This window comes from Pectobacterium polaris (assembly GCF_002307355.1).
Lineage (GTDB): Bacteria > Pseudomonadota > Gammaproteobacteria > Enterobacterales > Enterobacteriaceae > Pectobacterium > Pectobacterium polare.
This window is the reverse complement of record NZ_CP017481.1, coordinates 4,139,937-4,163,334: the sequence shown is the minus strand read 5'-3', so window position 1 is coordinate 4,163,334 and position 23,398 is coordinate 4,139,937. Positions and strand designations below refer to the sequence as shown.

The window sequence follows — 23,398 nt, the reverse complement described above, 5'->3', positions numbered from 1 at the left end:
GCCACTTACCAGTAATTCAACTACGGAGCCTATTTCTGTGCTTCAACGCTGACTGCACCCAAATGACCGTTCTTCCCTGCAATACGATTTGGTTCGCTCTTTGGCGAAGTAGCTAACTCTGAACGTCAGTCGATCATAAATCGTTTGATAATCTTTAGCGTTGATATCCAGATAATAGAGCGGGTTTTCAGGGAAGTGTACCAGCGTCCGGTAGCCTGGGCAGTTACTAAGACCTAGCCCACTAAGCCATGCGGCCTGTATCAACGATGCTAACCCCGTGCCGCTTTCGTCATAACTTCCAAGACAATTAAAGGTATCGTTGTTAACGAACAAGACTACATGATAATGCGACTTCTGGTTTTCCTCTCCTACCTCCCGTACCCAGATATGACGCAGGTGATTGGGATAGGTTCGTTTCCCTTGTTTCTGCTTACTCCGATATCGCGCTTCAATCTTTGCATCCAGTGATTCAATGAAACGGGACATCAAACCCTGACGTGCATTGCATTCATCATCTGGCAGGCGTAAATCTACCCGCATTGCCATGGTGCGCGGATGCTCGGCTACTGCGTTATTTATCACGTCAATCATGCGTTGCAGATAAGTCTCGTTAAACGGAGCATGGCTCTGATCGATACGAATGTTATTTATCATGGTTTTCACTTATAAGAAGATTGCTACAGGCAGAGCATAGCCTTACCTGTAGTGGGCTGATGAATGGGTTGAGTAATTTGCAGGGATAGTGCTGAAGTAGCAGTAAGAGGAATTACACCTGTATTATGTGAATGACTATCTTCCTGATAATCAGGTTGATAGATAATATAATTATATCAGTTAGTTAATAATACCAACCCGTCATCAAACACACCCGACAGATGCCTGTGGCGTATGGTGTTACCCGAGAAAATCAGGTCAATTTTTACTCCGAAGTTATCCTGCTCATACTATGGCTTGTTAACGTACCAAAACGTCTGAAGACGATTCGGTACGTGTTATGTTTGAGGGGCCTCTGTAGAGCCTGTATTTCAGCCTTTCAGGCAATTATATTTCCCGACTGTAAATGCCTGTCTTGCACAGTGAACACTGTTTCTTCCCCCGGGAGTGGCTACCACACATTGTGCATCGCCAGTGGGTAACCCGCTGAACGGGTGTTAGCTGTGCAATAAGCCTTTGCAGTTGCTTCATACTTGAGGACGTTTGATCCTTTGAGACAAGGTAAGTGCAATGTAATAGCGCTTCGGGATCACCAGCAGTAATGACATGCTCAAACCATGCAGACGACATTACCGTTGCAGGATGAAATATCAACGGACACCGACAGTGATGGCAGCACCACTCATCGTCAGCAGAGTCGACCTGACGGGCTGCAATGATTTCACCGGTATTCCTCTGTGCGAGGTGGCATTTTTCTATACGCATAGCTCACCTTCACAATGGCTGGGTGGCATCAATGTAATCCTTCGTCAGTGTTGCCAGCCCCCGGTAAGTTTTTTGTCGTACTGATATCCACTGTTTTAACTCGTCAGCATTAGGCAAGTGTAGTGAATACCATTCATCCAAATCGCTGCCAGTGGTGAAATCACACCAGCACAACAGTATTAGGGCATGACGCATCTCCAGTTGCGTATGCAATCGGAATAGCATTTTTAATTGTTCTGCCAGCTTTCTTTTTCCCAACCGACAACATTCACTAAATAGCACGCCTGGAAGCAAGGGGTAATAAATATGCTTAATCAGTTGGGGAATAATATTGCAATCTACTACCTGCTCCGTGCGTATAACCTGGAGCAGAGGCTGTGGAATGAAAATAATGGATATGCTGCCATCTTCTTGTTGGCCTGATGTAATCGTCAGTTTGTGCCAGTGCTCTATTTTCTGCTGACACAAGCCATGCCACAAATTTATTCGAGTAAAATCATCAAGCCAAGTTTGATAATGGTTAAGTAATGGGGCCTTTGTCATTATTGTATTCCTTCAATGCTGGATTTCAGGCAGCAGAAAACCGCCGCTGGCGCGGATAATGGTTATAGCTGACTAAAAAGGTGTTATTAGTGGATAAAAGGAGGGTTAGCGTTGCTTACGAGATTTGGCAATGCTCTCTTGTAACCAGGCCTCAACTTCACTCTTTAGCCAACGTGAACTCCGGCCAAATTTAACAGGTGCAGGGAAATAGCCACACTGAATCAGCTTATAAAACCATTTATCCGTCATCTCAGTGAGTGTGGTGATAAATTTCATATCGATAAACTGATCTTCCAGTAAGGTTGGTTGTGTTGCCATATTGATATTCTCCAGTTGGTAAATAGATATCAGAGTCGGGGGGGGGGGCTTATCTGCCGACTCCGCTATACCAACTGATCCATCTGTAAAAATGTTCGGTAGCCAACTAATATGCGTAAGCCTTACATCCTCTCAGATATGAAGAACTACCCATGATTGATTTTTCACCTAGCTTCACTTGGTTATACTGTCATACTTCAAGTTGTTTTTGCGTTGGCGATATTCTTTCACCTGAATAACTTTCCTGAGTAAGTTCATCGGAATTCTCTCCTTTTCCGCCTCCCAGACATTCGAATTACTTGGGGTATATATACTAATGAAAGAGATAATGAGAGTTAGACGTCTGCATAAATTGTCTCTTATGGTATTTTTGTAGAGGGGTTGTCTGTACTCTGCCTATGATCATCTACATGAAATCATCTAGTATTCATTGTGTTTTATGCGTAAACTTGCCAGAATTGCACATAAAATCACGTAGTGATAAGGGTGGCATATATGGCTAGGCTTCTGGATGGTAGAGATTCTGTACTTTTTTTGTTCTCGGCCTTGAAGGCGAAGGGAGAAATATTTCCTCCAGAATCTGGAGAGACTGATATAGGCAGTTATGAAAAAAGGGTAAAAAGATATCTTCTGAATAATGGGGAGGATGAAATTAAGGTCGATTATTTCCTCAACCGAGTCCGTGTTGATAGAGAAAATTTACTACCTGCTGAAAATGAATTGACATGGCTTAAAAATGACTCTCGAGCTAGTTGTTGGTTTCTTCTTAAAATTGATAGACCTAATTATAACGGTGAAAGCAATTTACTTCTGGAGAAAAATGAACTGGTATTCTTTGAGCCATCCTTAGGCCAAAAAATTCCCCCGGAACATGATGCAAGAATAAATTTTATTAAAGAGAAAATTCGGTAAAACATACCAAGAGCAGTGAAAGGATATTCAACCAAAGAATTAGTTATTAATGCACATAATGAATGGATTGATTTAATTTCCCATGATGATTTGTTTAGTGATATTAATGGAAGAACAGGCGTTACCATTGAATGGTTACTAAACTACCTCAGAGATAACGACATTGCAATTTTAAATTATCGATGTGGGGATAGTATAGATGAAAAAATAGCATATTGCTATGCGGTTTACTTTCATTGGTGCAATATAGTCACCTCGATTTCAATGACGCAAGAAAAAAATTATTCATACTGAAATTCAAAAGCGCATTAAGCACGCAGAAGTCTAGAGTTAAGAAAAAAAGCCGGTAAATATAAAGAGTTGAACGTTACTGCCTCACAAGAAACACATGATAAAATACGCGAGATTTCAGTAATGGAAGGGATTTTAAATTCGAAAGTTATTGGGTATGCTATTCATGTTTCTTGGCAGAAAAAGAAAACTCGGCAATTAAAATAATTTAAGATAGATATTATTCTCTTGAATATCCACCATCTACACGACGAATCTGCTGGTTCGTCGTTGATGTTTTATTTTCTATTCGAGGGAGTAATCGTTGAATAAGCAAGCTGGCATTAATGCTATCAATCAATCTCTATCCTTATTACCTGAGCATCTTTCCGACAAGATGTTGCAGCATATCTGTGAATTGATTGATTACGAACCCGTCATCGGCATTATGGGGAAGACCGGTGCAGGTAAATCCAGCCTATGTAATGCACTGTTTCAGGGGGAAGTGTCCCCGGTCAGTGATAGCCATGCCTGTACCCGGCAAGCTCTTACGTTCCGGCTGTCATCAGGACAACGCAGCATTCTGTTTGTTGATTTGCCCGGTGTCGGTGAGAGTGAGGAGCGGGACCATGACTATGCTGCGCTCTATCAGCACTGGTTGCCACGTGTTGATCTTGTTCTCTGGTTGCTCGAGGCCGATGACCGGGCGCTTGCCATTGACCAGCATATTTATCGCACTGTTATCGGTGAACGCTACCGTGACAAGATACTGTTTGTCCTGAATCAGGTTGATAAGCTGGAGCCCAGTCACGAATGGGACCGGGACACGCAGCAACCCTCATTAAAGCAGTCCGGTAATATCTATGCCCGGCGCGTCGCCGTGCGTTCCACTTTCTTTCCTGCCCATCCAGTTTGTGCCGTGTCGGTGAAAACCGATTGGGGTATGGCAGCAATGGTGGAAACGTTGTTTCAGAGTTTACCGCCAAAGGCCAGCAGTCCGCTCGGCTACGGCCCAACTGGCGGTCAGTGGCTATTGCGAGCCGGGCTCGGGATGATTTTACCCAGTCGGTCGGCGACATACTTGATAGCGTGATTGCACTGCCTGCTATTCCCTCACCGCTAGAAATATTTATCGGCAGCCTCAAACAAACAGTGCTGTCACTCGCCCGTTCATTGTGGTCACTGCTGTTCTAGGCAATACCTACGCTTTCCCATCCCGTCCGGCCCTGTCGCTTTTGCACCAGGGCTTTTGTTTATTCTTTTTCTGAGGACATTCCTATGGTTCGTTTAGCTTCCCGCTTTGGTGCTGCCAATGTTATCCGTCGTGACCGGCCGTTAACACGCGATGAGCTGTTTCGCGTGGTCCCCAGTGTGTTTAGTGAGGACAAGCACGCGTCACGCAGTGAACGCTATACCTGCATCCCGACCATTACCCTGCTGGATAATCTGCAACGTGAAGGGTTCCAGCCTTTCTTTGCCTGCCAGACTCGTGTTAGGGATATCGGCAAACTCGAGCACACCAAACACATGTTACGCCTGCGTCGGGAAGGACAAATCACCGGCCAGCAGGTGCCAGAGATTATCTTGCTGAACAGTCATGATGGCTCAAGTTCGTATCAGATGCTGCCGGGGCTGTTTCGCAGCGTGTGCCAGAACGGCCTGATTTGTGGTGAATCGTTGGGTGAGGTGCGGGTGCCACATAAAGGTGATGTGGTTGAAAGGGTGATTGAAGGGGCTTATGAGGTGCTGGACACCTTTGAACGTATCGATGAGAAGCGGGATGCCATGCAGTCACTGCTGTTGCCACCACCGGCTCAGGTAGCGCTGGCAAAGGCGGCACTGACCTACCGCTTTGGTGAAGACCACCAGCCGGTCACAGCGGCTCAGATACTGGCTCCACGCCGCTGGCAGGATGAATCCAACGACCTGTGGACCACCTATCAACGGGTACAGGAGAACCTGATAAAAGGCGGGTTGACCGGTCGCTCCGTGCAGGGCAGGCAGGCCCGGACACGTGCCGTCAAAGGGATTGATGGCGATATCAAGCTCAACCGTGCGCTGTGGGTGATGGCAGAAACCATGCTGGCGACATGCCTGTGATGGATAGGCCAAGTGTTATCACTCTGTAACCACCTGGACAGGGTGTGTCCGACAGTTAGCGTTTGCCCTCATAGCTTGTTTACCTCAATCGCCCTCAGGCCGCATCCCACCGGCTTTCTTACTGAAAATAAAAATATTTTTCATAGTGTCCATACCCTGACCACGCCCCTCTTTAAAGTAATCACAGGACTTTCATTCCGTTAACTGCCTCAGGAGGCTGCACCATGACACAGGCTGACCGCCGATATGACCGGCTGGCCGTCAGGCTGTCATTGATAATCAGCCGATTACTGGCAGGCGAAACACTGAGCGTTAGAAAACTGGCGGCAGAGTTCGGCGTCTCTACCCGTACCTTGCGGCGAGATTTCCGTGAACGGCTGATGTATCTCGACCTAGAATACCGCAACGGTCTTTGCCGTTTGCCGGAGCACCATAACCCGGCGCGGCATGGGCAGGATGTGCTGATGTTTGTCCGACAAACCGGGATGGAGAACGTGTTTCCCGGTCTGGATAACCGGCTGGTTAGCACCCTGCTGGACAGCGGCGAGGATGCGCCCTGCCTGGTCTGGCATCCTCCCTTGCGCGGTACGCCGACACTGCCGGGGCATTTTTACCGTCTGACTCGGGCAATTGGTGAGCAGCTACGTGTCACGCTTCTGGCCGACGGTCAGCGCTATGACGGGTTATCGCCTTACCGGCTTATCTGCCTGTATGGCGAGTGGTATCTGGTGGCCGAATCACTGGGGCATCTTCTGGTCCTGCCGCTGCATGAGATTCATGGGGTGACGGTCTCTACCGAGTCCTTCCAGCGCCGTGATGATATCAGTCACCTGACCACACAATCCGGCTTCATCACGGCATTGCCGCACTTTCGCTTTATTCACGATGTACTCACCACCTTCGGCACGTCTCCGGCCACATAAGTCAGGGACGCGATGCCAACACCAGAGAAAACCAGAAAGACGGATAAAAAAGGACAGTACCCGTAGCGGCACACAGAAGCCGTTACCGGGCAGTTCAGTGAAGAGCCACACCAGACGTCACAGGCAGACACCGTTCTGCCTGGACGATTTTCATAATGACTTCAACATAAAGGATACGATGATGTTTACATACCTTCCGGGCAAACGGGGATGGCTGATAATCGGGCTACTGGCAACCTTCTCCGCTCAGGCAGAAACCGAGCTTCCTGCTCAGGTCACCTGGCTTACCTTCAAAAGGCTTGGCTGGACCAACCCTGATGGGCTGAGTGATGACCAGTTAATCCGCATGACCTATAGAGGCAGAACGATTTTTAACTATCCCTGGACTGAGCAGTTTTTTGTCAGAGATGGCTACGGGCCACTGTTTCTGGCGAATAAAAAGGCCAAAACCCTTTCTCGGGTAAATATGAGTACGCGGTCAAAAACATCAGGTGACCTGGAGGTGGTCTATCGTGGTAACAAAACCAGCAACTGTACCTATGAAATTACCGACACAAAGGTCTATTTCAACGCCAATTTTGCCGACGGCAAGCCCGAGCAGCCGACGTTATTGCTGAGCATTCCAGAAAAGTGCATCGACCAGAAAAAGATGGCGGAAATTAAGGCGCAGAAACGTGAACAGGAGCAGAAACTGGGTAAATGGCTGGCAGACGGCTTCAACAAAGAGCACCACCGCCGTTACGGCTACTAACCCTGAGACAGATCCATTCACACAGAGGAACCCGCATGAAACACATCCCTTCGCTTCTGCTTGCAGGCGCACTGCTGTTGCCGTTATCCGCACAGGCCGTACCGAACCTGTGGAGCGCCGATTCTGGTCAGGGTGTCACCGAATATCGGATAGCCAACACTGAGGGTAGCGTCTTTACCGTTAACTGCACCGGTAACCCTGACGAAGACAACACGTTGCAACACAGCGTGGCGGTGTTGCCCGTAGGGAGACAGGGTGTCGATTCCCATTTTTCCACCGAGGTGTCTATCGTCGTCGTTATCGATGACCAGCAATACGGTATTCCGTCCTCGTTAGGATGGCGCAATGCGGATAATGCCTGGTTCGCATTTATTGAGGCGATTGGCAGCGCAACACAGTTTGACGTTTATCTCAATGACCAGCATGTGGGTACCTGGGAGCCGAGGCAGAAAAACGTGCAGAAGGTGCTGGCTGATATCTCGTCGTGTGTCACGACACACCGGGAATAATCGGGAGAGATAACCCATGCCCATTATTGCCATCATCGTTATTGTCGTGGTTGTCATTGTATTAAGTAAAACCGGTATCTCAGACAGCCTTATTGGACTGGTTATCGCCACCGTTGCCGGACTGCTAACTGGCAGCGGAACCGCAGGCGTTGCCAGCGTGGTGCTGACACCGTTTCTGGGTATCCCGATAGGACTGTTTATCGGTGTAACCGTATTCGCCAAAGTATTGCGCTGGTTTTCCCGACGCTAGTGATAGCGTTAACCACACAAAGTAAACCCATCCCTGCCCCTGTTGCTTATGCAGCGGGGGCATTTTATTTTATTAAGGAATCACTATGTCATGTAATTCATTGGCAGGCTGCGTTGCGTCCAGAGAGCAACGCATCATCCAGATGGCGCTGTGCCTGCTGGAAAAACGGGTGCGTAAAAATGCGCGGCAGTTCAAAACCTCGGAGGACACCAAAAGCTGGTTAATGCTGGAACTCAGTAGTCTGGAGCGCGAAGTTTTTATGGTGCTGTATCTGGATAACCAGCATCGCCTGATAGAAAAGGAAGTTATCGCGCTGGGCGGTATCAACAGCACCGAAGTGCATCCGCGAGAAATTCTCAAATCAGCACTACGTCATAACGCCGCTGCCGTAATACTGACGCATAACCATCCCTCCGGCTGGGCTGAGCCCAGTCAGGCCGACCGCCACATCACCGACAAGCTGAAGGACTCGCTCTCACAGCTCGACGTCAAAGTACTCGATCATCTGGTGATCGGTGGCGCTGAGGTGGTGTCGTTCGCTGAACGCGGCTGGCTGTGATGACTGCATTTACTACCGTGCTTTTATAAGGAAACAATCATGCCATCATCGGATACCCCGGAATGGGGACTAAAATGTGCCATCACGCCACGGTTCGGAGCCCGACTGGTTCAGGAAGGTAACCGTCTGCATTATCTGGCAGACCGGGCCAGCTTTATCGGTACTTTTAGTAAGGCAGAAGCCCGTAATCTGGAACACGTCTTCCCTGAGCTGATTAAACAGTTAGAGCAGAAAATGCGAACGGGAGAACTGAATCCCCGTCAACAAGGCTGCATCACGCTGCATTGCAACGAATGGACCTGTGAAGCCGATACGCTGGGCAGTTTTGGTTATGTGTATATTGTTATTTATCCCACTTCTGCTGCAACACACTAATCCACAGTTTCTCTACTCACCTTGTGCATTTCACTGATTTCATTGATCTAATCTGAAGGGAGTATACCCATGCAAACATCACCTGCAATCCCGCCACGGGAGGATATCCCTTGCCCGTCACCTGTAGCCGTTTGGCAGCAACTTCTGACCTATCTGTTGGAAAAGCACTACGGCCTCACGCTGAACGATACGCCCTTCTGTGAGGAAAATGTGATTCAGGAGCATATCGATGCTGGCATCACGCAGCTCAATGCCGTCAATTTTCTGGTGGAAAAATACGAACTGGTACGTATCGATCGCAACGGTTTTAACTGGCTGGAGCAATCGCCGTTTCTCACTACTGTCGATATCCTTCGCGCCAAACGTGCAACGGGCTTACATCACGCATAAAGACTCAGAACTGTTTTCCAGTAATCCCACACCAAACTTATTTATCTTTCTCCCCAATGCATAATGCGCCAGCCCTTACCGGCTGGCGCATTTGCTTATAGGTATGGATCACAAACTATGCAAACTGAACCCGAGGTTTTAACCGAACACACCGAGCTGATTTGCTCGACCAATATCGAACGCATCGTTACCGGACGTGATGCTGCGCTGCAACAGATAGAACAACTCCTCAAACAGCTACAGGCGATCTCAACACTTACAGCGACTATCGGTGGCGGCACCGCTGAAGACTGGGCGTTAAAGCAAGGGCACCGCTACGACTGCTGGCTAACGGAAACGCCAGACAAGGCGATGCCAGCCATCATCCGCACGCTGGATCGCAATATCTGGCGCGACCTGATGCTGAAATCCGGCATGTTATCGCTGATGGACGCTGAAGCCCGCAGCCAGTGGCACAAGAATCTGGACGAGGGCGACCTACCGACCATCAGCGAAGCCAATATTCTCAGCACGTTTGAGCAACTTCACCAGAGTAAACAAGAGGTATTCGAGCGCGGGGTCATCAACGTATTCAAAGGGCTGTCCTGGGATTACAAAACCAATCACCCTTGTTACTTCGGCAAGAAAATCATCATCAATAATCTGGTGACATATAATCGTTGGGGCTTTGGCCTGAACTGGGGTTGGCGGCGCGATCAACTGGCCGATCTGGAACGTATGCTGTATCTGTTGGATGGCAAACCCATTCCTGACAACCGAGGCGATGTCACCATCCGACTGATGGACCATATCCGCGATAATCCTCACAAGCAGGAATACGAGGATGAGTTCTTTAGTGTGCGTTACTTTCAGAAAGGCACTGGGCATCTCACTTTTAAACGCCCTGACCTGATCGAGCAGATGAATGACATTATCGCCAAACATTATCCTGGGATGTTGGCGGCAAGGTGATTAACCAATTAATTCAGATGGTATATCCCATTGACATATCCCATTAATATTCTATGCTATCGATAGTCCAAAATTTCTCCAAGGAGACTGCTATGGAAAAAACTACAGTATTTAAAAGTAACCGCAGCCAGGCGGTACGGCTCCCTAAAGCCGTTGCGCTTCCCGATGATGTGAAGCAGGTTGATATTGTTGCGATTGGTCGCACACGTATCATCACGCCAGCAGGGGAAAGTTGGGATAGCTGGTTTGAAGGGGAGGGTGTAACGTCTGATTTCATGATCACCAGAGAGCAGCCTGATGATCAGATCAGGGAAGATTTTTGATGCTGAAATATCTGCTCGATACCAATATCTGTATTTACACCATCAAGAACAAACCGCAGGAAGTCAGGGACGCTTTCTATCGTCATTACGGGCAGTTTGCTATCAGTTCTATCACGCTGATGGAACTGATCTATGGTGCGGAGAAATCGGTAAATCCAGAAAAGAATCTTGCCGTGATTGAAGGATTTTCTGCGCGTCTGGAAGTGCAAACTTATGGTTTTGACGCTGCCGTACATACCGGTCAAATTCGGGCGGAACTGGCAAGACAAGGAACACTCATCGGCCCGTATGATGTAATGTTAGCAGGTCATGCGCGGTCAGCAGGTTTGATACTGGTCACGAACAACGTGCGTGAATTTGAGCGTGTGCCTGGGTTACGAGTAGATAACTGGGTCGGTAGATCGGCCGACAATAACGAGCCTTTGTAATCATTTTGAATGATGGGCGGAAATCTGCGGGATAGTGAATAAAACGAAAGGGTAGCGAAGTTTGATCTCTCATCACTGCATGGGTATCATGCTGCCGTAGTTTAACAACTGGCGTTACTACTTGGTATTGTAGCGAACGGCAGGGTAGGGAATGAAGCAATGTGGGTTGTGGGTACATACACGTTATATTTTAAGTTAAAACCTTTAAATTCAATGCTTATGGCATGTTTTTCAAGTCCCGCCCCGGGCACCATTGATTTAACACGAATTAAAACAAGCACTTATGTGCAATGTCGTAGACCGCCGAAAGGCGGTTTTTTTGTGCCTGAAAATCCCTTTCCTAATATTCTTCCTAATATGATTTTTGCATTAGTGCTAGATATGCACTATTTTGGCTTTATTATTCTGACCACCAATCATCGGAGTTTTACGGCAGGTATTATCTCGCCTGGCTGATGGTCAGGAGTTTAATCTTTTCTTTTTTCGGCTTATTCCCCTTATCTATAAGGGCTATTTCTTTCCTCTAAACGCTTACTTTTTAATCTGAGCTTGTTCAGCCGCGAGTCTTTCTACAGCACTAGCGCGGAGCGTAGCTAGCTGTTCGAGAAGTCCTTTTGCATCCACCATAGGGTGAGGCTGGTCAGTCTGACGTACTTTTAGCTGATTTTGCACTTCAATTTGACCGTTACTGAAAGGATGTGCGGTGAGATGAACTGTAATGGGGAGTTTGGTATCTTCTACCATCGCTTTTATGCGATCTATGCTTTGAATATAGGCTTCAACCTGCTGTGGACTATCGATAGCGTTTAGACCTAATCCACCAATGGTAATTGCGCGGTAAGTGTTATTTTCCTCTTTGACATCGAATACATAAGATGTAGTTCCCCAAGTGTGACCGGGTGTCATGTAGGCGTGAAATGTCGTATCACCGATGGTCAACGCGCTACCATCTTTCACCAAAATATCTGTGGCAGCAGGAGCAGGTATCGTCCACGCGTTAGGTTTTCCCTGTGTACTTTTTGCATCCAACTGTGCTTCCTTCCAGCCTTCCTCAGACATGACAAAGCGTGCATTGGTTAGCGCTTTGAGTTTAGAAACGCCACCTACATGATCAAAATGCCCGTGTGTCAGCAGTACCATTTTGATCTCTGCCGGGTTGACGCCGATTTTCTTAATATTATCGATCAGTTGGTCCGTAAATTCACCATACAGCGTATCAATCAGTACCGGGCCCTCACTGGTTTTGATAAGCCAGGCTGAGACCCAACAAATGCCGACATAATAAACATTGTCAAAGGCTTGGTAGGGCTCGATAGTCTGTGCCTTTGTATCATTCAGCCAACGTCCAAGTTCCGTAGGCATTTTGCCGCTGCTTCCAAATTGGCTGAAAAGTTGGTTGATGGTTGATGATGGACCGCATCCTGTCAGTGTGGGGATGGTCGTGCTAGTTATTTCTGCATCCGGTGAGGGGAGTGAGTGAGCCGTAGCAGCCATATTGAATAAAAGTAAGAAAGTAGCCAGAGGTGTAAGACGTTGGTTCTTCATTCTTTATCTCTTGTCTAGATAATAAAGCCCAGACTATAGTTGCGAAATTCGGACGAATAAATACGAAGTAATGCAAATTAACGTTGCATATTTCGAACAATATGAGGGCTTATGGACCGCTTTGTTGCCATGCAGGTATTTGTGGATGTGGTTGAGTTAGGGAGTCTAACTGCCGCAGCGAACAAGTTGGATATCTCGCGTGCCATGGCTACGCGCTATATTGCGTCATTGGAGAAAGCATTTGGCGTTCGTCTATTGCATCGCTCCAGTCGTAGTTTGGGATTGACGAGTGCTGGGAGCGAGATTTTGTCCTATTGCCGACAAATTTTAGCGTTGAATGATGATATTGGCGCTGCCCTTGAGAGTAAAAGTCAAGAGCCTAATGGCTTGATCCGGGTTGCTAGCAGTATTTCATTTGGCCAATCCTATCTAGCCGATGCGCTGAGGCGCTACTCTGCCCAATATCCCAAAATTTCCATTGAGATGGTGTTAAAGGATGCGTCATTGAATCTGGTGGAACAGCGTATTGATCTAGCTATTCATGTCGGTGACAAACTCGATCCGACGGTGATTTCACGCCAGCTGACCCGCTGTGCTTCGGTTGTTTGCGCAGCGCCCGACTATCTGGCACGCAACGGAACGCCCCAACGGCCAGACGATCTCAGGCAACACAACTGCTTGTACCACACGCGTTTTGGTCGTGTCTGGCGCTTCCAAACTCCAGCGGCTAACGGTGTAGATCTGGTAATGGATGAAGTGGACGTTACGGGCAACTTTGCAGCGAATGATAGCATGGTGCTTCTGCATGCCGCGCTTGCGGGTGAGGGCATCGTTCATTTACCCGCTTTTACGACGGATCCTTACCTTCGTACCGGCGCACTGGTTCGCGTTCTGACAGACTACGCATTGCCAGAGCTAGGGGTCTATGCGTTATATTGTTCACGCAAATACTTACCCACCAGCACACGTACGTTACTGGATTTTTTGCTTAATGACTTGTCGAGCGGCTAGATTTATGGCGCTAAGAGGCTAACTATATCTCTGTAACAGGCGTGTTTATTGTCATTACGCGAGTTGTTGACCTTGTTCCGCCATTTCTTTTATACGTTCTTGTACTTTGAGATCTAACGCCATGCGTTCTTCTGCTTGCATTGCCTCGTATTGCTCCTTGGATATTCCCATGGAGGCGAGCACGGAGAAAAATAATCTTTCTTCATGAGACATGGAGACCCAATCCATAAACTCCTGTGCTGCTTTCGAGCGTTGAGGCTCAACTTTAGCGCTGGGTTCGTGTCTGGATATCTGGCCGCTATCCTTTGCTTTCTCAAGAGCCATTTTGAACGTATCTTCACTTGGCGCAATAGCATGCTTACTGGTCTGGGCAAATAACAGATTAGCCCCTGAATATCCGATGCGATCATATGAACTCTCCTTAGTTAGATAATATAGATACTCACACAGTCTGAAGGGGACTATCGAGGAGATACCATCTGGATATATGTTTAATTCACATGATTAGCTGTGATTTTGGAAGGCGGTTGGAGGATTAAGTGGCAAGCTGATGTGGCATAAAGCGATGTTTTCATCGCCGTTAAGGAACGGCGATAAATACCGATATTGTTATTGGTTAATTTTTATCTATCTGATTTTTCGGCATAAAAACTTATCTTTTATCACGCCATCAAAGAAACGACCTTTAGAGACGACAGCGTCAGAAATAAATTTTTTATAGATAGATTCAGGCACGCTAACATATTGATAGATATCTTTATTATTAAATTCTATCTCAAGGTTGTGCGTCTTTGGATCGTACCCAATGGAATAAATTCGTGACGATGATACCTGCTGTCGCTGCAATGTTCGTTCCTCCCTTGTGCAAAATAAGATCAAACTATAAAAAGATTCACTGCATGACATATTGTCGACGATCATGCTTATTTATTGAATATGTATCAAATTTTTGGCGGGTTGGTTAGTAAAATCGTTGGTTTATCGTTTTCATGCTATGAATTTGTTCAATGGAGGGCAATTCATCTGTTTGGCTAGGGGAATGATGCAAACCTGCGATGATGAATAGCGAGCTATTCTTTTCGGCTGTGAGCTGAAGTGCAGGCTTGCAACAAGCTAAAATGATTATTCTTCCGGCGCGTATTCGATCCTGTTTCTGCCGTTGGCCTTGGCCTGATAGAGCGCATCGTCTGCTGCTTTTATCAAGCATTCATAATCGGGATGACCGCTATAGACGGCGATGCCGGCGCTTATGGTCATCGTAACGCTTTCACCGTTTTGAAGATAAATAGGGTGATCCTGGATTTTCTTTCTCAGCCGCTCGATGATGGTATAGGCGGCGACTTTAGGCGTTTCAATAAGCACGATCATAAATTCTTCCCCGCCGTAGCGGAAAACATAGTCGCTGTTCCTCGTGCTTTCATATAGCACTTCTGCAATCCTTTTCAGGATGCTATCACCAGCGGCATGGCCATAGGTGTCATTCACAGTTTTAAAATGGTCAATATCAATCATGGCGATGCTGAGCGAGGTGCTTGAGTGCATTGCCAGCGATATTTCATGTCTAAGAATGGTTGGCAGGAAGCGACGGTTTAACAGAAGAGTCAACGTATCCTTACCGCTTTCCAGTTTTTGGACTTCGTCAAATAGCGATCCCAGCAGCATATTTATTTTATAAATTTTGCTTCTGACCGTTTTAAGTAGCGGGGCGTAATCCTGCTGTGTCAGTAGTACGGTAGTGCTATGGCTGCGAATGTAGTCATCCGTTTCTGTCATGATGGAGGCGATAGTGCGTATTCCCTGAATGTTGCTGAAACTGGATTTCCCCTTATGGTTAAACCACAGGCCAAATTCCGAATCACTCAGATCCTGGATGCTGGAAAGAGGCGTACCAGTGGCAACACTAAAAATAAAGGCATTTTCCCAATTTAGCAGCGATGCATTTTGGCGCTCTCTCTCCATGCTGGCATTTTCCAGAATAGAAAATAGCCGATAGGATTCTTCATTTTTAGCAGCCAGATCGTGCGATTGTGAATAGGTTTTGCTCATTATCTCTATGGCGATATCCATAGAGATAGAGGCAAAACGCATGGAATCAAAGCATAGCGTTTTATCCTCTGCCACCTGTGCGATGTCTTCATAAAGGTGCCATTTTAGACGCCGAGCTCCGCGCTCAACGAGATCGACGGGAATACCAATACGTGCATGAATCTGACCTATTTTCTTTTGGTGGTTAATCAGGTCAGCCAGACGATCTCCCGTATTCGTTAAAATGTCCGCTATCCATTTGCTCATCGATCCATGGAGTCGATCGTGGACTTGCTGACTGGAAAGAAATAGGGAGGCTTCTTGATCTTTGAGCATGTAGGAGTAGAACGCGTCAGCAAAGTCGGAGGCTTTCTGATCGGCGAGGGTTCGCAGTAGAGTAAAAGATTTCTGTGAGGTTGTAGCTATCAGTTGCATCCATTCTGATGTTATGACTTGATTGTAGTCTGACTCACCGTTATCTCTCTGTTCATTAACGTTCAATAGTTCGTTCAACTTTTAATCTCTTTTGCGAATATGTCGGATGTACTAGGATAGAAACGATCAATTTTTTGCCTGAATAATTGATATGTAATGACAGAGAGGGTCAATATGGCGTTGTTAAAAACAAATAAAATTAATCATTTCATACAGCTACTATTCCTACCGTAGTTGTAAATGATAATGCTGTTTTTTTGATGTTAGAAGCTATTTTGAGATAAATTTATGAAAGTTAATGATCTGGTTACGGTTAAAACCGATGGAAAGACGCGGCGGGAAGGGACGATTCTTGCTGTAGAAACGTTTCAGGAAGGGATAATGTATTTAGTTGCATTAAAAGATTACCCAGCTGGTATCTGGTTTTTCAATGAGGTTGATAGCAAAGACGGTACGTTTGTTGAGCCAAAGACCTTGCCAGAAAAAGAGTAAAGCGGAACGCCGCAGTATACGAGCATTGTCCGAGTGAACAATGCTCGCAGTGGCTTTGGTATCAGTATTAGAACGTTTCCCAGTTACCGTTTTCGGTATTAGCCTGACGGGGTAGGGCGAGTGATGAACGGCCCTTGGCGGCGAGAGCGTTCGGCCGAGCAGGAGCTGAATTTGATAAATGGCTGGATAGCTTAAATGTCGCAACGGCACGGGTAAGCAATGCTGCTTGCTCTTCTAGCGATGCCGCGGCAGCACTAGCTTCCTGAACGAGCGAAGCATTCTGCTGCGTCACGCTGTCCATTTCAGATATCGCCTGACCGACCTGAGTAATTCCCCGGCTTTGTTCGTCAGAAGCAGACGCAATCTCACCCATGATGTCGGTGACGTTAGTGACGGCATCGACGATCTCTTTCATCGTTTGACCCGCGTTATCAACCAGAACAGAACCACTGCTGACCAGATTTACCGATTCAGAAATCAGCGTTTCTATCTCTTTTGCGGCTTGAGCACTGCGCTGTGCGAGGCTGCGAACTTCACTTGCTACGACGGCAAAACCGCGACCTTGCTCTCCCGCTCTAGCTGCTTCAACTGCCGCATTGAGTGCGAGAATATTCGTTTGGAAAGCAATGCTGTTAATAACGCTGGTAATCTCAGATATTTTCTTTGAGCTACCTGAAATACTGTTCATCGTGTTCACAACGTTTGCAACGATCTCACCGCCTTGCTTGGCTTTTCCTGAAGCATTTGCCGCGAGCTGGCTGGCATGGTGCGCATTTTCTGAGTTTTGCTTCACGGTTGCGGTTAATTGCTCCATGCTTGCCGCGGTCTGTTCAAGCGCTGCGGCTTGCTGTTCGGTTCGTGAGGAAAGGTCAGTGTTACCGGATGAGATCTCCGTCGAACCTTGGTAAATAGAGTCTGCACTTTCTCGAACGGTAGTGACGGTCGTGACCAGAGAAGACTGCATTTGTTGAACGTTGCTGGCTAGCGTGCCAATTTCATTCCTGCCATAACGGTCCGACATTTGAGTCAAGTCACCCTGCGCAATGCGCTGAATTCTCAGGACCAATTGATTTATTGGTTTGATGAGGATCCCGCGCAGCAGGAAGAACGTCAAAAGCGTTAAAATGGTGGCCAGCGCAAAGCTGCCGCCCATCAACGAATATCCAAGCAGTGCATTTTTATGTGCGGTTTCGTTTAAGTCTTTCGCTCTTTGTGTGCGGTAAGCGACAGCCTCTAGCAAAAATTTGTTATAGGCCAAATCTAAAACCCGAGTTTCTTCGGATTCGAGAGTGATAACCTCTTCAAACAAGCCTTGTTTTGCCGCGGTGAGCATCAGCATAAGACCTTGGTTGACGTACGCGTCATAGGATTTACGCAGATCGCCGTCCAACGCCATATCTTGAGGTGTTTTAACTGGGCGTTGTTCATAAACAGTGAAGGCTTTTTTTGATTGTTCCAGGCGCTGCTCAGCCTGTTTCAGGTTGTCATTGAAGACCTGCGAATCACCAATACGAGCGGCTGCTGCGGCCTGAATGAGCAGCAGACGTGCAGTGCGAAGGTGGTTGGAACTGTTTGAGATCCCCATTCGGGTATCGATTTCTTGTGTGACGTCGTCTAATGACTGATTGCTGCTTTGTAGAAAATAGCTGGATGTGCCGATAGATGCTGCAAATAACAGCATGATACCACCCAGAATAATGATGAATAAGGGAACTAGCCGTAAATTGCTCAGCATGCCGGCCTCGGCGTGCTGCTCAGACCTTGACGTTATTTTCATATCCATTCGCTCATTCTCAGGAATTTATGATTTACCATGCCACTCGCTGCGGCATTGGCGTTTAGGTTTTAGTGTCTACATTAATGACAATTCATTAGCTAAACAACCAATGTAAAAGATAATCGGCATATATTGAGAAACCTTAATCAAATTCGATGCGATCCCGATCACGTTTTTAACTCTTTAAAAAGAAAAGAGAAATACGTGATGCGAAATCATACAGATTGATAATAAAAAATAAAGAGTCTACCTCCTAACTTTATTTGTCTGAGGTTCAACGCTATTATGGCGAGTCTATCTTCGGAGGGATTTTTCTTGGAAAAGCGTACGCATTTTTTTTCTGATAAAAAAGTTGTTTTTTTTATCGCCACATTATGCTGTTTGCTCTGGGGAAGTGCTTATCCGGCAATTAAAAATGGCTATGAGCTGTTTCACATTGCAGATAATGATATCCCTGGAAAACTCGTTTTTGCAGGCTACCGGTTCGCGTTCGCTGGGCTGTTGCTCTTGGTACTTGCTGTGTTAAGCGGACGCTCCATCGGGCGCTTTCAGCGTGGGCAGTTAGTTCAGTTAACTACCCTGGGAATATTCCAGACATCGCTACAGTATGTTTTTTTCTATATCGGTCTGGCTTATACCACCGGTGTTAAAGGTTCGATCATGAATGCAACCAGTACTTTTTTCAGCGTACTGCTAGCTCATTATCTATACCAAAATGATAAATTAAATATCAATAAACTCATTGGTTGCATATTAGGTTTCGTCGGTGTGATGGTCGTTAATATCAACAGTAACGGAATGAACATTGGTTTTACGCTGTTAGGTGATGGATTCGTTGTTATTGCCGCATTTATTTTGTCTGCATCGACTATATATGGTAAGCGAATATCACAAACGATGGATCCAACCGTTATGACAGGTTATCAACTGGCTATTGGCGGGATTATTTTGACCATATCCGGATACTGTACCGGCGGGACACTCATCATACCTGATTGGAAAGCGGTGCTGATGCTAGGCTACCTTATTTTGCTTTCTTCAGTCGCTTTTTCATTATGGAGCCAATTGCTGAAATATAATCGGGTCGGTATGGTCGCACCATTTAATTTCCTTATCCCTGTCTCTGGTACGCTGTTGTCAGCATTGTTTCTTAATGAAAGCATTCTGGAGTGGAAATATTTCTTTGCACTTGTCCTGGTATGTTCAGGTATTTGGCTGGTTAACCGAATGGTGAAAAGCGATCGGAAAACGCCTCTGTGATCCAACGCATCTATTGTCCTGAAGGCACTGTTTGTAGCGTGATTTTTGAGCTCGTTGAAGCCGCGAACCACTTCATGCTGCAGTGCCTGCACTCAATCCCAGAAAATCACTAATTTATTTAATATCAATGAGCTAACTCTTTACCTACCTTTTGCTAGTAGTTCGATTGCTTTGTTGCCATTGGTTTGTATTCTGATAGGGATAGATAAATATTGCTTCATAACATGAGGTTAAGAGTTTTTTGGGTAAAAAGTGTAAGTTTTTCGTGAAAGGTATAAACTTACATAAAGGAGTGTGTTCTGGGCTCAAGGGATTTTTTGTATATCTATCATTTATATAGCAAGCAAATTGTTTCTTTTTTATTATTTTCAATGCTCTTTTTTGTAACGTTTAGTGTGCGATTTTGGCGGGAAAATAGGCATAAAAGTGATCAGACCAGACAGGGTTTAGCTCATAATGCTTTCATTTGTGTGATCTGTGTCACATAATGGCCAAAATCATTCTTTAGTCGCGTTGTATGTGCTACGGATTAGGCGGTACAGTTGCGCTGTTTTAGGATTAATCCTATGCTTTGGTTGAAGCAAGTCTTCAGGGTGGAACTAGAAAGCAACGGATGAACGGATTCGCAGCGTGATGCGTAAAGTTGGCAAGTAACGATTGCCCGAATAAGAAATGATAAAGTAGTAACTCGCAGTATCTGGCACCGATAGTTTTTTATGCCATCAATGGAGAGTGATTTTCGAACTGGGCGATATGGTCTATCACCTAACTTATGTTTTAAACATAGCCTGTCGGGATGGGAAATATGGGTACCTCTGAATTACTCAAACACATTTATGACATTAATCTGTCTTATTTGTTACTGGCGCAACGCTTAATTAATGATGAAAAAGCTTCTGCAATGTTTCGTCTGGGAATCAATGACGAGATGGCAGATATCTTGATGCAACTGACTTTACCGCAGATGGTGAAATTGGCAGAAACTAACCAACTGATATGCCATTTCCGCTTTAACGATCACAATACAATCAAAGTCTTGACTCAGGAATCACGTGTGGATGATTTACAGCAAATTCATACGGGGATTTTGTTGTCGAGTAACTTATTACAACAGTTAACTTCGAAAGAAGAAAACCTGCCTAAGAAAAGGGCATAAGTAATGGCGGAGAAAAGTATTGTTCAGGAGGCGAAAGACATCCAATTGGCGATGGAGCTCATTTCGCTCGGTGCTCGTTTACAGATGCTGGAAAGTGAAACTCAGTTAAGTCGCGGACGTTTGATTAAACTGTACAAAGAACTTAGAGGAAGTCCGCCGCCAAAGGGAATGCTACCTTTTTCAACGGATTGGTTTATGACCTGGGAACAGAATATTCATTCATCAATGTTCTACAACGCTTACAGCTTTTTAATCAAGAATGGGCAGTGCAGCGGTGTTGAAGCGGTTATTAAATCTTATCGACTTTACCTGGAACAGTGTGCGCCGCAGAGTGATTCTCCACTGTTGGCATTGACGCGTGCCTGGACATTAGTCCGGTTTGTTGACAGCGGTATGCTGCAACTATCGTCATGCAATTGCTGCAAAGGGATGTTCATTACCCACGCTCATCAACCTAAAAACAGTTTTGTTTGTAGTTTGTGCCAACCCCCTTCCAGAGCGGTAAAAAGGCGTAAACTTTCGCAAAATCTTGCCGATATAATACCTCAACTGCTGGATGAACAGGTAAAACACGCAGTCTGAGCCTGTAGCGATTTGTGAATCTATCACTGTGTGTTGTGAAGGCGGTGATAGATTTCTTCCTCTAGAACGTCCTGGCTACGGCTCCGCAGTTTTATCTCTCTTTCCGCCCACCTTTTTTATTATAAGGATTTCTTGTGCTGGTTATATTGGGTTATATCGTAATTGTGGCCTCGATACTCGGCGGTTATCTCATGGTCGGTGGGGCCTTGGGTGCGCTTTATCAACCTTCGGAGCTGCTGATCATCGGTGGTGCGGCGGTAGGTGCTTTCATCGTTGGTAACAATGGAAAGGCGATAAAAGCAACACTACGTGCACTCCCTCTTTTGGTCAAAAGTTCCAAGTACAATAAAGCATTGTATATGGACCTCATGGCCTTACTCTTTCGAGTGATGGCCAAATCCCGCCAGCAAGGCATGCTTTCCCTGGAATTTGATATTGATAATCCTCGGGAGAGTGAAATCTTCTCGAGCTATCCGAATATTCTTGCTGACAATACCGTCGTTGAGTTTATTACCGATTATTTGCGTTTGATGGTCAGCGGTAACATGAATGCGTTTGAGATTGAAACGCTGATGGATGAAGAGATCGAGACAATTGAACATGAAAGCGAAGTACCCGCGTCCAGCTTGACGATGATGGGTGACGGTCTTCCTGCATTTGGTATCGTCGCTGCCGTTATGGGGGTTGTTCACTCACTGGCCTATGTTGACCGGCCTGCTGCTGAGTTGGGTATGATGATCGCTCACGCCATGGTGGGTACCTTCCTGGGTATTCTACTTGCTTACGGCTTTGTCTCCCCATTAGCCGCGTTACTGCGTCAGAAAAATGCAGAAAAAATCAAAGTACTGCAGTGCATTAAAATCACATTATTGTCGAGCCTTAATGGCTACGCTCCACAAATTGCCGTTGAATTCGGTCGTAAAACGCTGTACTCAACGGAGCGTCCTTCCTTTACCGAATTGGAAGAACACATTCGTCGTGTGAAATCGCCGACTCAGCAAGCGTCGGACAGTAACGCATGAAACATCAGCATCCCATTATTCGCAAAAAGCGTAAGTCTGGACATGGGGGCCACCATGGTGGCTCCTGGAAGATTGCCTACGCTGACTTTATGACAGCAATGATGGCATTGTTTCTTGTAATGTGGCTTATCGCAATTTCTACGCCAATGCAGCTCGCCCAAATCGCAGAGTATTTTCGTACCCCGCTAAAAGTTGCATTAACTTCTGGCTCTAAATCAAGCGACAGTTCCAGCCCGATTCCGGGTGGGGGGAATGATCCCACCCAGCAAGATGGTGAAGTGAAAAAGGCCATCAAGACAGATAACGTAGAAAAGAAGCTGGATCAGGTTCGACTCAATAGATTGCGTGAACGCCTTGATCAGTTAATTGAAGCCGATCCTCGCTTACGTGCACTCCGTCCCCATCTGTTAATTGAAATGATTGAGGAAGGGTTACGTATCCAAATCATCGATAGTCAAAATCGCCCCATGTTTAAAACCGGGAGCGCGCAGGTTGAGCCCTATATGCGAGATATCCTGCGTGCGATAGCGCCTATCATGAACGATTTCCCCAATAAGCTGAGTATCTCCGGCCATACCGATGATGTTCAGTATACGACAGGGGAGCGTGGTTATAGTAACTGGGAATTGTCCGCAGATCGTGCCAATGCATCACGTCGAGAGCTTATTTTTGGGGGCTTGTCTGATGGAAAAGTTTTGCGCGTTGTGGGCATGGCTGCGACAATGAGCCTCAAACAGGCGGCAGGTGGAAGTGATGCGATTAACCGACGTATCAGTTTGCTGGTATTGAGCAGACAAGCTCAAAAGGATATTGAAGAAGAAAATGCAGAAAGCTCTGCTGTAAATATAGACAAGGTGGAAAATTTACAAAATATGGAGTTGGATAAGCCTAAACCTACCACTCCGGCTGCCGAAAATAGTGATAACAACAATACGAGTGGAAGTGGTGGGGCATCGCCACAACCAACTAATGGAGTTCCTGCTCCAGAGCGTCAACAGCCAACCACCGCGTTGCCTGCTGCGCCCGATAGCCAGGCGACGCCTTCTCAATAAGCCGCGATTCACAGCAGAGG

At 46.3% G+C, this 23,398-nt stretch carries 29 protein-coding genes and 1 pseudogene; 21 read left to right on the top strand and 9 right to left on the bottom strand.

The window, feature by feature from the left end; genetic code table 11:
* Positions 1 to 42: 42 nt before the first annotated feature.
* From BJJ97_RS18780 to BJJ97_RS18765, 4 genes are all read right to left on the bottom strand, one after another.
* Positions 43 to 654, bottom strand: coding sequence for an inovirus Gp2 family protein (locus BJJ97_RS18780; protein WP_095995400.1), 612 nt, complete (start codon positions 652 to 654; stop codon positions 43 to 45).
* 387 nt (positions 655 to 1,041) lie between these two features.
* Entirely contained in the window at positions 1,042 to 1,419 is a 378-nt protein-coding gene (locus BJJ97_RS18775; RefSeq protein WP_095994936.1) for a putative zinc ribbon protein, read from the bottom strand.
* A 9-nt stretch (positions 1,420 to 1,428) separates the two neighbouring features.
* Positions 1,429 to 1,962, bottom strand: a complete 534-nt coding sequence (locus BJJ97_RS18770; protein ID WP_095994935.1) for a secretoglobin family protein — start codon at positions 1,960 to 1,962, stop codon at positions 1,429 to 1,431.
* A gap of 105 nt (positions 1,963 to 2,067) precedes the next feature.
* Positions 2,068 to 2,280: a helix-turn-helix transcriptional regulator gene (locus tag BJJ97_RS18765; RefSeq protein ID WP_095994934.1), complete on the bottom strand. Its 213-nt coding sequence runs from the start codon at positions 2,278 to 2,280 to the stop codon at positions 2,068 to 2,070.
* A 495-nt stretch (positions 2,281 to 2,775) separates the two neighbouring features.
* On the opposite strand from BJJ97_RS18765, the gene BJJ97_RS18760 reads away from it, so the two are divergent.
* From BJJ97_RS18760 to vapC, 14 genes and pseudogenes are all read left to right on the top strand, one after another.
* Positions 2,776 to 3,192 carry a hypothetical protein gene (locus BJJ97_RS18760; protein WP_095994933.1) on the top strand — a complete coding sequence of 139 codons (417 nt, stop codon included), beginning with the start codon at positions 2,776 to 2,778 and terminating at the stop codon, positions 3,190 to 3,192.
* A 15-nt stretch (positions 3,193 to 3,207) separates the two neighbouring features.
* On the top strand, positions 3,208 to 3,486 hold the full coding sequence (locus BJJ97_RS22115; RefSeq protein WP_157910788.1) for a hypothetical protein: 279 nt from the start codon (positions 3,208 to 3,210) through the stop codon (positions 3,484 to 3,486).
* A gap of 301 nt (positions 3,487 to 3,787) precedes the next feature.
* Positions 3,788 to 4,656, top strand: a pseudogene (locus BJJ97_RS18755) (GTPase family protein).
* 84 nt (positions 4,657 to 4,740) lie between these two features.
* The gene (locus tag BJJ97_RS18750; RefSeq protein WP_095994932.1) at positions 4,741 to 5,562 is read left to right on the top strand and encodes a DUF932 domain-containing protein; all 822 of its coding nucleotides are present in this window, start codon (positions 4,741 to 4,743) and stop codon (positions 5,560 to 5,562) included.
* Between the two features lie 224 nt (positions 5,563 to 5,786).
* Positions 5,787 to 6,485, top strand: coding sequence for a DeoR family transcriptional regulator (locus tag BJJ97_RS18745; protein WP_095994931.1), 699 nt, complete (start codon positions 5,787 to 5,789; stop codon positions 6,483 to 6,485).
* 97 nt (positions 6,486 to 6,582) lie between these two features.
* Entirely contained in the window at positions 6,583 to 7,236 is a 654-nt protein-coding gene (locus BJJ97_RS18740; RefSeq protein WP_227003540.1) for a hypothetical protein, read from the top strand.
* Between the two features lie 35 nt (positions 7,237 to 7,271).
* The gene (locus tag BJJ97_RS18735; protein ID WP_095994929.1) at positions 7,272 to 7,745 is read left to right on the top strand and encodes a hypothetical protein; all 474 of its coding nucleotides are present in this window, start codon (positions 7,272 to 7,274) and stop codon (positions 7,743 to 7,745) included.
* Between the two features lie 16 nt (positions 7,746 to 7,761).
* Positions 7,762 to 7,995: a membrane protein gene (locus tag BJJ97_RS18730; protein ID WP_039494636.1), complete on the top strand. Its 234-nt coding sequence runs from the start codon at positions 7,762 to 7,764 to the stop codon at positions 7,993 to 7,995.
* 85 nt (positions 7,996 to 8,080) lie between these two features.
* Positions 8,081 to 8,554 carry a RadC family protein gene (gene radC / locus BJJ97_RS18725; protein WP_095994928.1) on the top strand — a complete coding sequence of 158 codons (474 nt, stop codon included), beginning with the start codon at positions 8,081 to 8,083 and terminating at the stop codon, positions 8,552 to 8,554.
* 39 nt (positions 8,555 to 8,593) lie between these two features.
* Positions 8,594 to 8,929 carry a type IV toxin-antitoxin system YeeU family antitoxin gene (locus tag BJJ97_RS18720; protein ID WP_095994927.1) on the top strand — a complete coding sequence of 112 codons (336 nt, stop codon included), beginning with the start codon at positions 8,594 to 8,596 and terminating at the stop codon, positions 8,927 to 8,929.
* A gap of 69 nt (positions 8,930 to 8,998) precedes the next feature.
* Positions 8,999 to 9,319, top strand: a complete 321-nt coding sequence (locus BJJ97_RS18715; RefSeq protein ID WP_095994926.1) for a TA system toxin CbtA family protein — start codon at positions 8,999 to 9,001, stop codon at positions 9,317 to 9,319.
* Between the two features lie 117 nt (positions 9,320 to 9,436).
* Positions 9,437 to 10,270: a DUF4942 domain-containing protein gene (locus BJJ97_RS18710; RefSeq protein ID WP_095994925.1), complete on the top strand. Its 834-nt coding sequence runs from the start codon at positions 9,437 to 9,439 to the stop codon at positions 10,268 to 10,270.
* A gap of 92 nt (positions 10,271 to 10,362) precedes the next feature.
* Complete coding sequence (gene vapB, locus BJJ97_RS18705) at positions 10,363 to 10,593, top strand: type II toxin-antitoxin system VapB family antitoxin (RefSeq protein WP_095994924.1); 231 nt, start codon at positions 10,363 to 10,365, stop codon at positions 10,591 to 10,593.
* A complete protein-coding gene (gene vapC / locus BJJ97_RS18700; protein ID WP_095994923.1) occupies positions 10,593 to 11,021 on the top strand; it encodes a type II toxin-antitoxin system tRNA(fMet)-specific endonuclease VapC in 429 nt (142 codons plus the stop codon). Before vapB ends, vapC begins: the two co-directional genes overlap by 1 nt.
* Positions 11,022 to 11,552: 531 nt before the next feature.
* On the opposite strand, the gene blaCAR is transcribed toward vapC, so the two are convergent.
* Positions 11,553 to 12,566, bottom strand: a complete 1,014-nt coding sequence (gene blaCAR / locus BJJ97_RS18695; RefSeq protein WP_095994922.1) for a CAR family subclass B3 metallo-beta-lactamase — start codon at positions 12,564 to 12,566, stop codon at positions 11,553 to 11,555.
* Between the two features lie 111 nt (positions 12,567 to 12,677).
* On the opposite strand from blaCAR, the gene BJJ97_RS18690 reads away from it, so the two are divergent.
* Positions 12,678 to 13,577 carry a LysR family transcriptional regulator gene (locus tag BJJ97_RS18690; RefSeq protein WP_095994921.1) on the top strand — a complete coding sequence of 300 codons (900 nt, stop codon included), beginning with the start codon at positions 12,678 to 12,680 and terminating at the stop codon, positions 13,575 to 13,577.
* Positions 13,578 to 13,631: 54 nt separating this feature from the next.
* Here BJJ97_RS18690 and BJJ97_RS18685 read toward each other — a convergent pair whose 3' ends face one another.
* From BJJ97_RS18685 to BJJ97_RS18675, 3 genes are all read right to left on the bottom strand, one after another.
* On the bottom strand, positions 13,632 to 13,901 hold the full coding sequence (locus BJJ97_RS18685) for a hypothetical protein (RefSeq protein WP_227003539.1): 270 nt from the start codon (positions 13,899 to 13,901) through the stop codon (positions 13,632 to 13,634).
* A 303-nt stretch (positions 13,902 to 14,204) separates the two neighbouring features.
* Positions 14,205 to 14,423, bottom strand: a complete 219-nt coding sequence (locus BJJ97_RS18680) for a KTSC domain-containing protein (RefSeq protein ID WP_072012404.1) — start codon at positions 14,421 to 14,423, stop codon at positions 14,205 to 14,207.
* 276 nt (positions 14,424 to 14,699) lie between these two features.
* Positions 14,700 to 16,115, bottom strand: coding sequence for a diguanylate cyclase (locus BJJ97_RS18675; RefSeq protein WP_095994920.1), 1,416 nt, complete (start codon positions 16,113 to 16,115; stop codon positions 14,700 to 14,702).
* Positions 16,116 to 16,325: 210 nt separating this feature from the next.
* Between BJJ97_RS18675 and dsrB the strand changes: the two genes are divergently transcribed.
* Positions 16,326 to 16,529, top strand: coding sequence for a protein DsrB (gene dsrB / locus BJJ97_RS18670; RefSeq protein ID WP_095994919.1), 204 nt, complete (start codon positions 16,326 to 16,328; stop codon positions 16,527 to 16,529).
* A 67-nt stretch (positions 16,530 to 16,596) separates the two neighbouring features.
* Here dsrB and BJJ97_RS18665 read toward each other — a convergent pair whose 3' ends face one another.
* Positions 16,597 to 18,312, bottom strand: coding sequence for a methyl-accepting chemotaxis protein (locus tag BJJ97_RS18665; protein ID WP_095994918.1), 1,716 nt, complete (start codon positions 18,310 to 18,312; stop codon positions 16,597 to 16,599).
* 309 nt (positions 18,313 to 18,621) lie between these two features.
* Here BJJ97_RS18665 and BJJ97_RS18660 point away from each other — a divergent pair, with 309 nt between their 5' ends.
* The 5 genes from BJJ97_RS18660 to motB all read left to right on the top strand — a co-directional run bounded on the left by BJJ97_RS18660 (position 18,622) and on the right by motB (position 23,378).
* Entirely contained in the window at positions 18,622 to 19,566 is a 945-nt protein-coding gene (locus tag BJJ97_RS18660) for a DMT family transporter (protein WP_095699945.1), read from the top strand.
* A gap of 805 nt (positions 19,567 to 20,371) precedes the next feature.
* Entirely contained in the window at positions 20,372 to 20,722 is a 351-nt protein-coding gene (gene flhD, locus BJJ97_RS18655) for a flagellar transcriptional regulator FlhD (RefSeq protein WP_010279486.1), read from the top strand.
* A gap of 3 nt (positions 20,723 to 20,725) precedes the next feature.
* Positions 20,726 to 21,304 carry a flagellar transcriptional regulator FlhC gene (gene flhC / locus BJJ97_RS18650; RefSeq protein ID WP_005970730.1) on the top strand — a complete coding sequence of 193 codons (579 nt, stop codon included), beginning with the start codon at positions 20,726 to 20,728 and terminating at the stop codon, positions 21,302 to 21,304.
* 134 nt (positions 21,305 to 21,438) lie between these two features.
* Positions 21,439 to 22,326: a flagellar motor stator protein MotA gene (gene motA, locus BJJ97_RS18645; RefSeq protein WP_039485770.1), complete on the top strand. Its 888-nt coding sequence runs from the start codon at positions 21,439 to 21,441 to the stop codon at positions 22,324 to 22,326.
* Positions 22,323 to 23,378, top strand: coding sequence for a flagellar motor protein MotB (gene motB / locus BJJ97_RS18640; RefSeq protein ID WP_039485767.1), 1,056 nt, complete (start codon positions 22,323 to 22,325; stop codon positions 23,376 to 23,378). Before motA ends, motB begins: the two co-directional genes overlap by 4 nt.
* The last annotated feature ends 20 nt before the right edge of the window (positions 23,379 to 23,398 follow it).

What these genes read in the sequence shown, in the direction of transcription:
- blaCAR (WP_095994922.1), bottom strand. Translation starts at nt 12,566, where the DNA reads ATGAAGAACCAACGTCTTACACCTCTGGCTACTTTCTTACTTTTATTC.
- motB (WP_039485767.1), top strand. Translation starts at nt 22,323, where the DNA reads ATGAAACATCAGCATCCCATTATTCGCAAAAAGCGTAAGTCTGGACAT.
- flhD (WP_010279486.1), top strand. Translation starts at nt 20,372, where the DNA reads ATGGGTACCTCTGAATTACTCAAACACATTTATGACATTAATCTGTCT.
- BJJ97_RS18690 (WP_095994921.1), top strand. Translation starts at nt 12,678, where the DNA reads ATGGACCGCTTTGTTGCCATGCAGGTATTTGTGGATGTGGTTGAGTTA.
- BJJ97_RS18715 (WP_095994926.1), top strand. Translation starts at nt 8,999, where the DNA reads ATGCAAACATCACCTGCAATCCCGCCACGGGAGGATATCCCTTGCCCG.
- dsrB (WP_095994919.1), top strand. Translation starts at nt 16,326, where the DNA reads ATGAAAGTTAATGATCTGGTTACGGTTAAAACCGATGGAAAGACGCGG.
- BJJ97_RS18750 (WP_095994932.1), top strand. Translation starts at nt 4,741, where the DNA reads ATGGTTCGTTTAGCTTCCCGCTTTGGTGCTGCCAATGTTATCCGTCGT.
- BJJ97_RS18685 (WP_227003539.1), bottom strand. Translation starts at nt 13,901, where the DNA reads ATGGCTCTTGAGAAAGCAAAGGATAGCGGCCAGATATCCAGACACGAA.
- radC (WP_095994928.1), top strand. Translation starts at nt 8,081, where the DNA reads ATGTCATGTAATTCATTGGCAGGCTGCGTTGCGTCCAGAGAGCAACGC.
- BJJ97_RS18710 (WP_095994925.1), top strand. Translation starts at nt 9,437, where the DNA reads ATGCAAACTGAACCCGAGGTTTTAACCGAACACACCGAGCTGATTTGC.
- BJJ97_RS18745 (WP_095994931.1), top strand. Translation starts at nt 5,787, where the DNA reads ATGACACAGGCTGACCGCCGATATGACCGGCTGGCCGTCAGGCTGTCA.
- BJJ97_RS18765 (WP_095994934.1), bottom strand. Translation starts at nt 2,280, where the DNA reads ATGGCAACACAACCAACCTTACTGGAAGATCAGTTTATCGATATGAAA.
- vapB (WP_095994924.1), top strand. Translation starts at nt 10,363, where the DNA reads ATGGAAAAAACTACAGTATTTAAAAGTAACCGCAGCCAGGCGGTACGG.
- BJJ97_RS18665 (WP_095994918.1), bottom strand. Translation starts at nt 18,312, where the DNA reads ATGGATATGAAAATAACGTCAAGGTCTGAGCAGCACGCCGAGGCCGGC.
- vapC (WP_095994923.1), top strand. Translation starts at nt 10,593, where the DNA reads ATGCTGAAATATCTGCTCGATACCAATATCTGTATTTACACCATCAAG.
- BJJ97_RS18730 (WP_039494636.1), top strand. Translation starts at nt 7,762, where the DNA reads ATGCCCATTATTGCCATCATCGTTATTGTCGTGGTTGTCATTGTATTA.
- BJJ97_RS18720 (WP_095994927.1), top strand. Translation starts at nt 8,594, where the DNA reads ATGCCATCATCGGATACCCCGGAATGGGGACTAAAATGTGCCATCACG.
- flhC (WP_005970730.1), top strand. Translation starts at nt 20,726, where the DNA reads ATGGCGGAGAAAAGTATTGTTCAGGAGGCGAAAGACATCCAATTGGCG.
- BJJ97_RS18735 (WP_095994929.1), top strand. Translation starts at nt 7,272, where the DNA reads ATGAAACACATCCCTTCGCTTCTGCTTGCAGGCGCACTGCTGTTGCCG.
- BJJ97_RS18775 (WP_095994936.1), bottom strand. Translation starts at nt 1,419, where the DNA reads ATGCGTATAGAAAAATGCCACCTCGCACAGAGGAATACCGGTGAAATC.
- BJJ97_RS18770 (WP_095994935.1), bottom strand. Translation starts at nt 1,962, where the DNA reads ATGACAAAGGCCCCATTACTTAACCATTATCAAACTTGGCTTGATGAT.
- BJJ97_RS18780 (WP_095995400.1), bottom strand. Translation starts at nt 654, where the DNA reads ATGATAAATAACATTCGTATCGATCAGAGCCATGCTCCGTTTAACGAG.
- BJJ97_RS18760 (WP_095994933.1), top strand. Translation starts at nt 2,776, where the DNA reads ATGGCTAGGCTTCTGGATGGTAGAGATTCTGTACTTTTTTTGTTCTCG.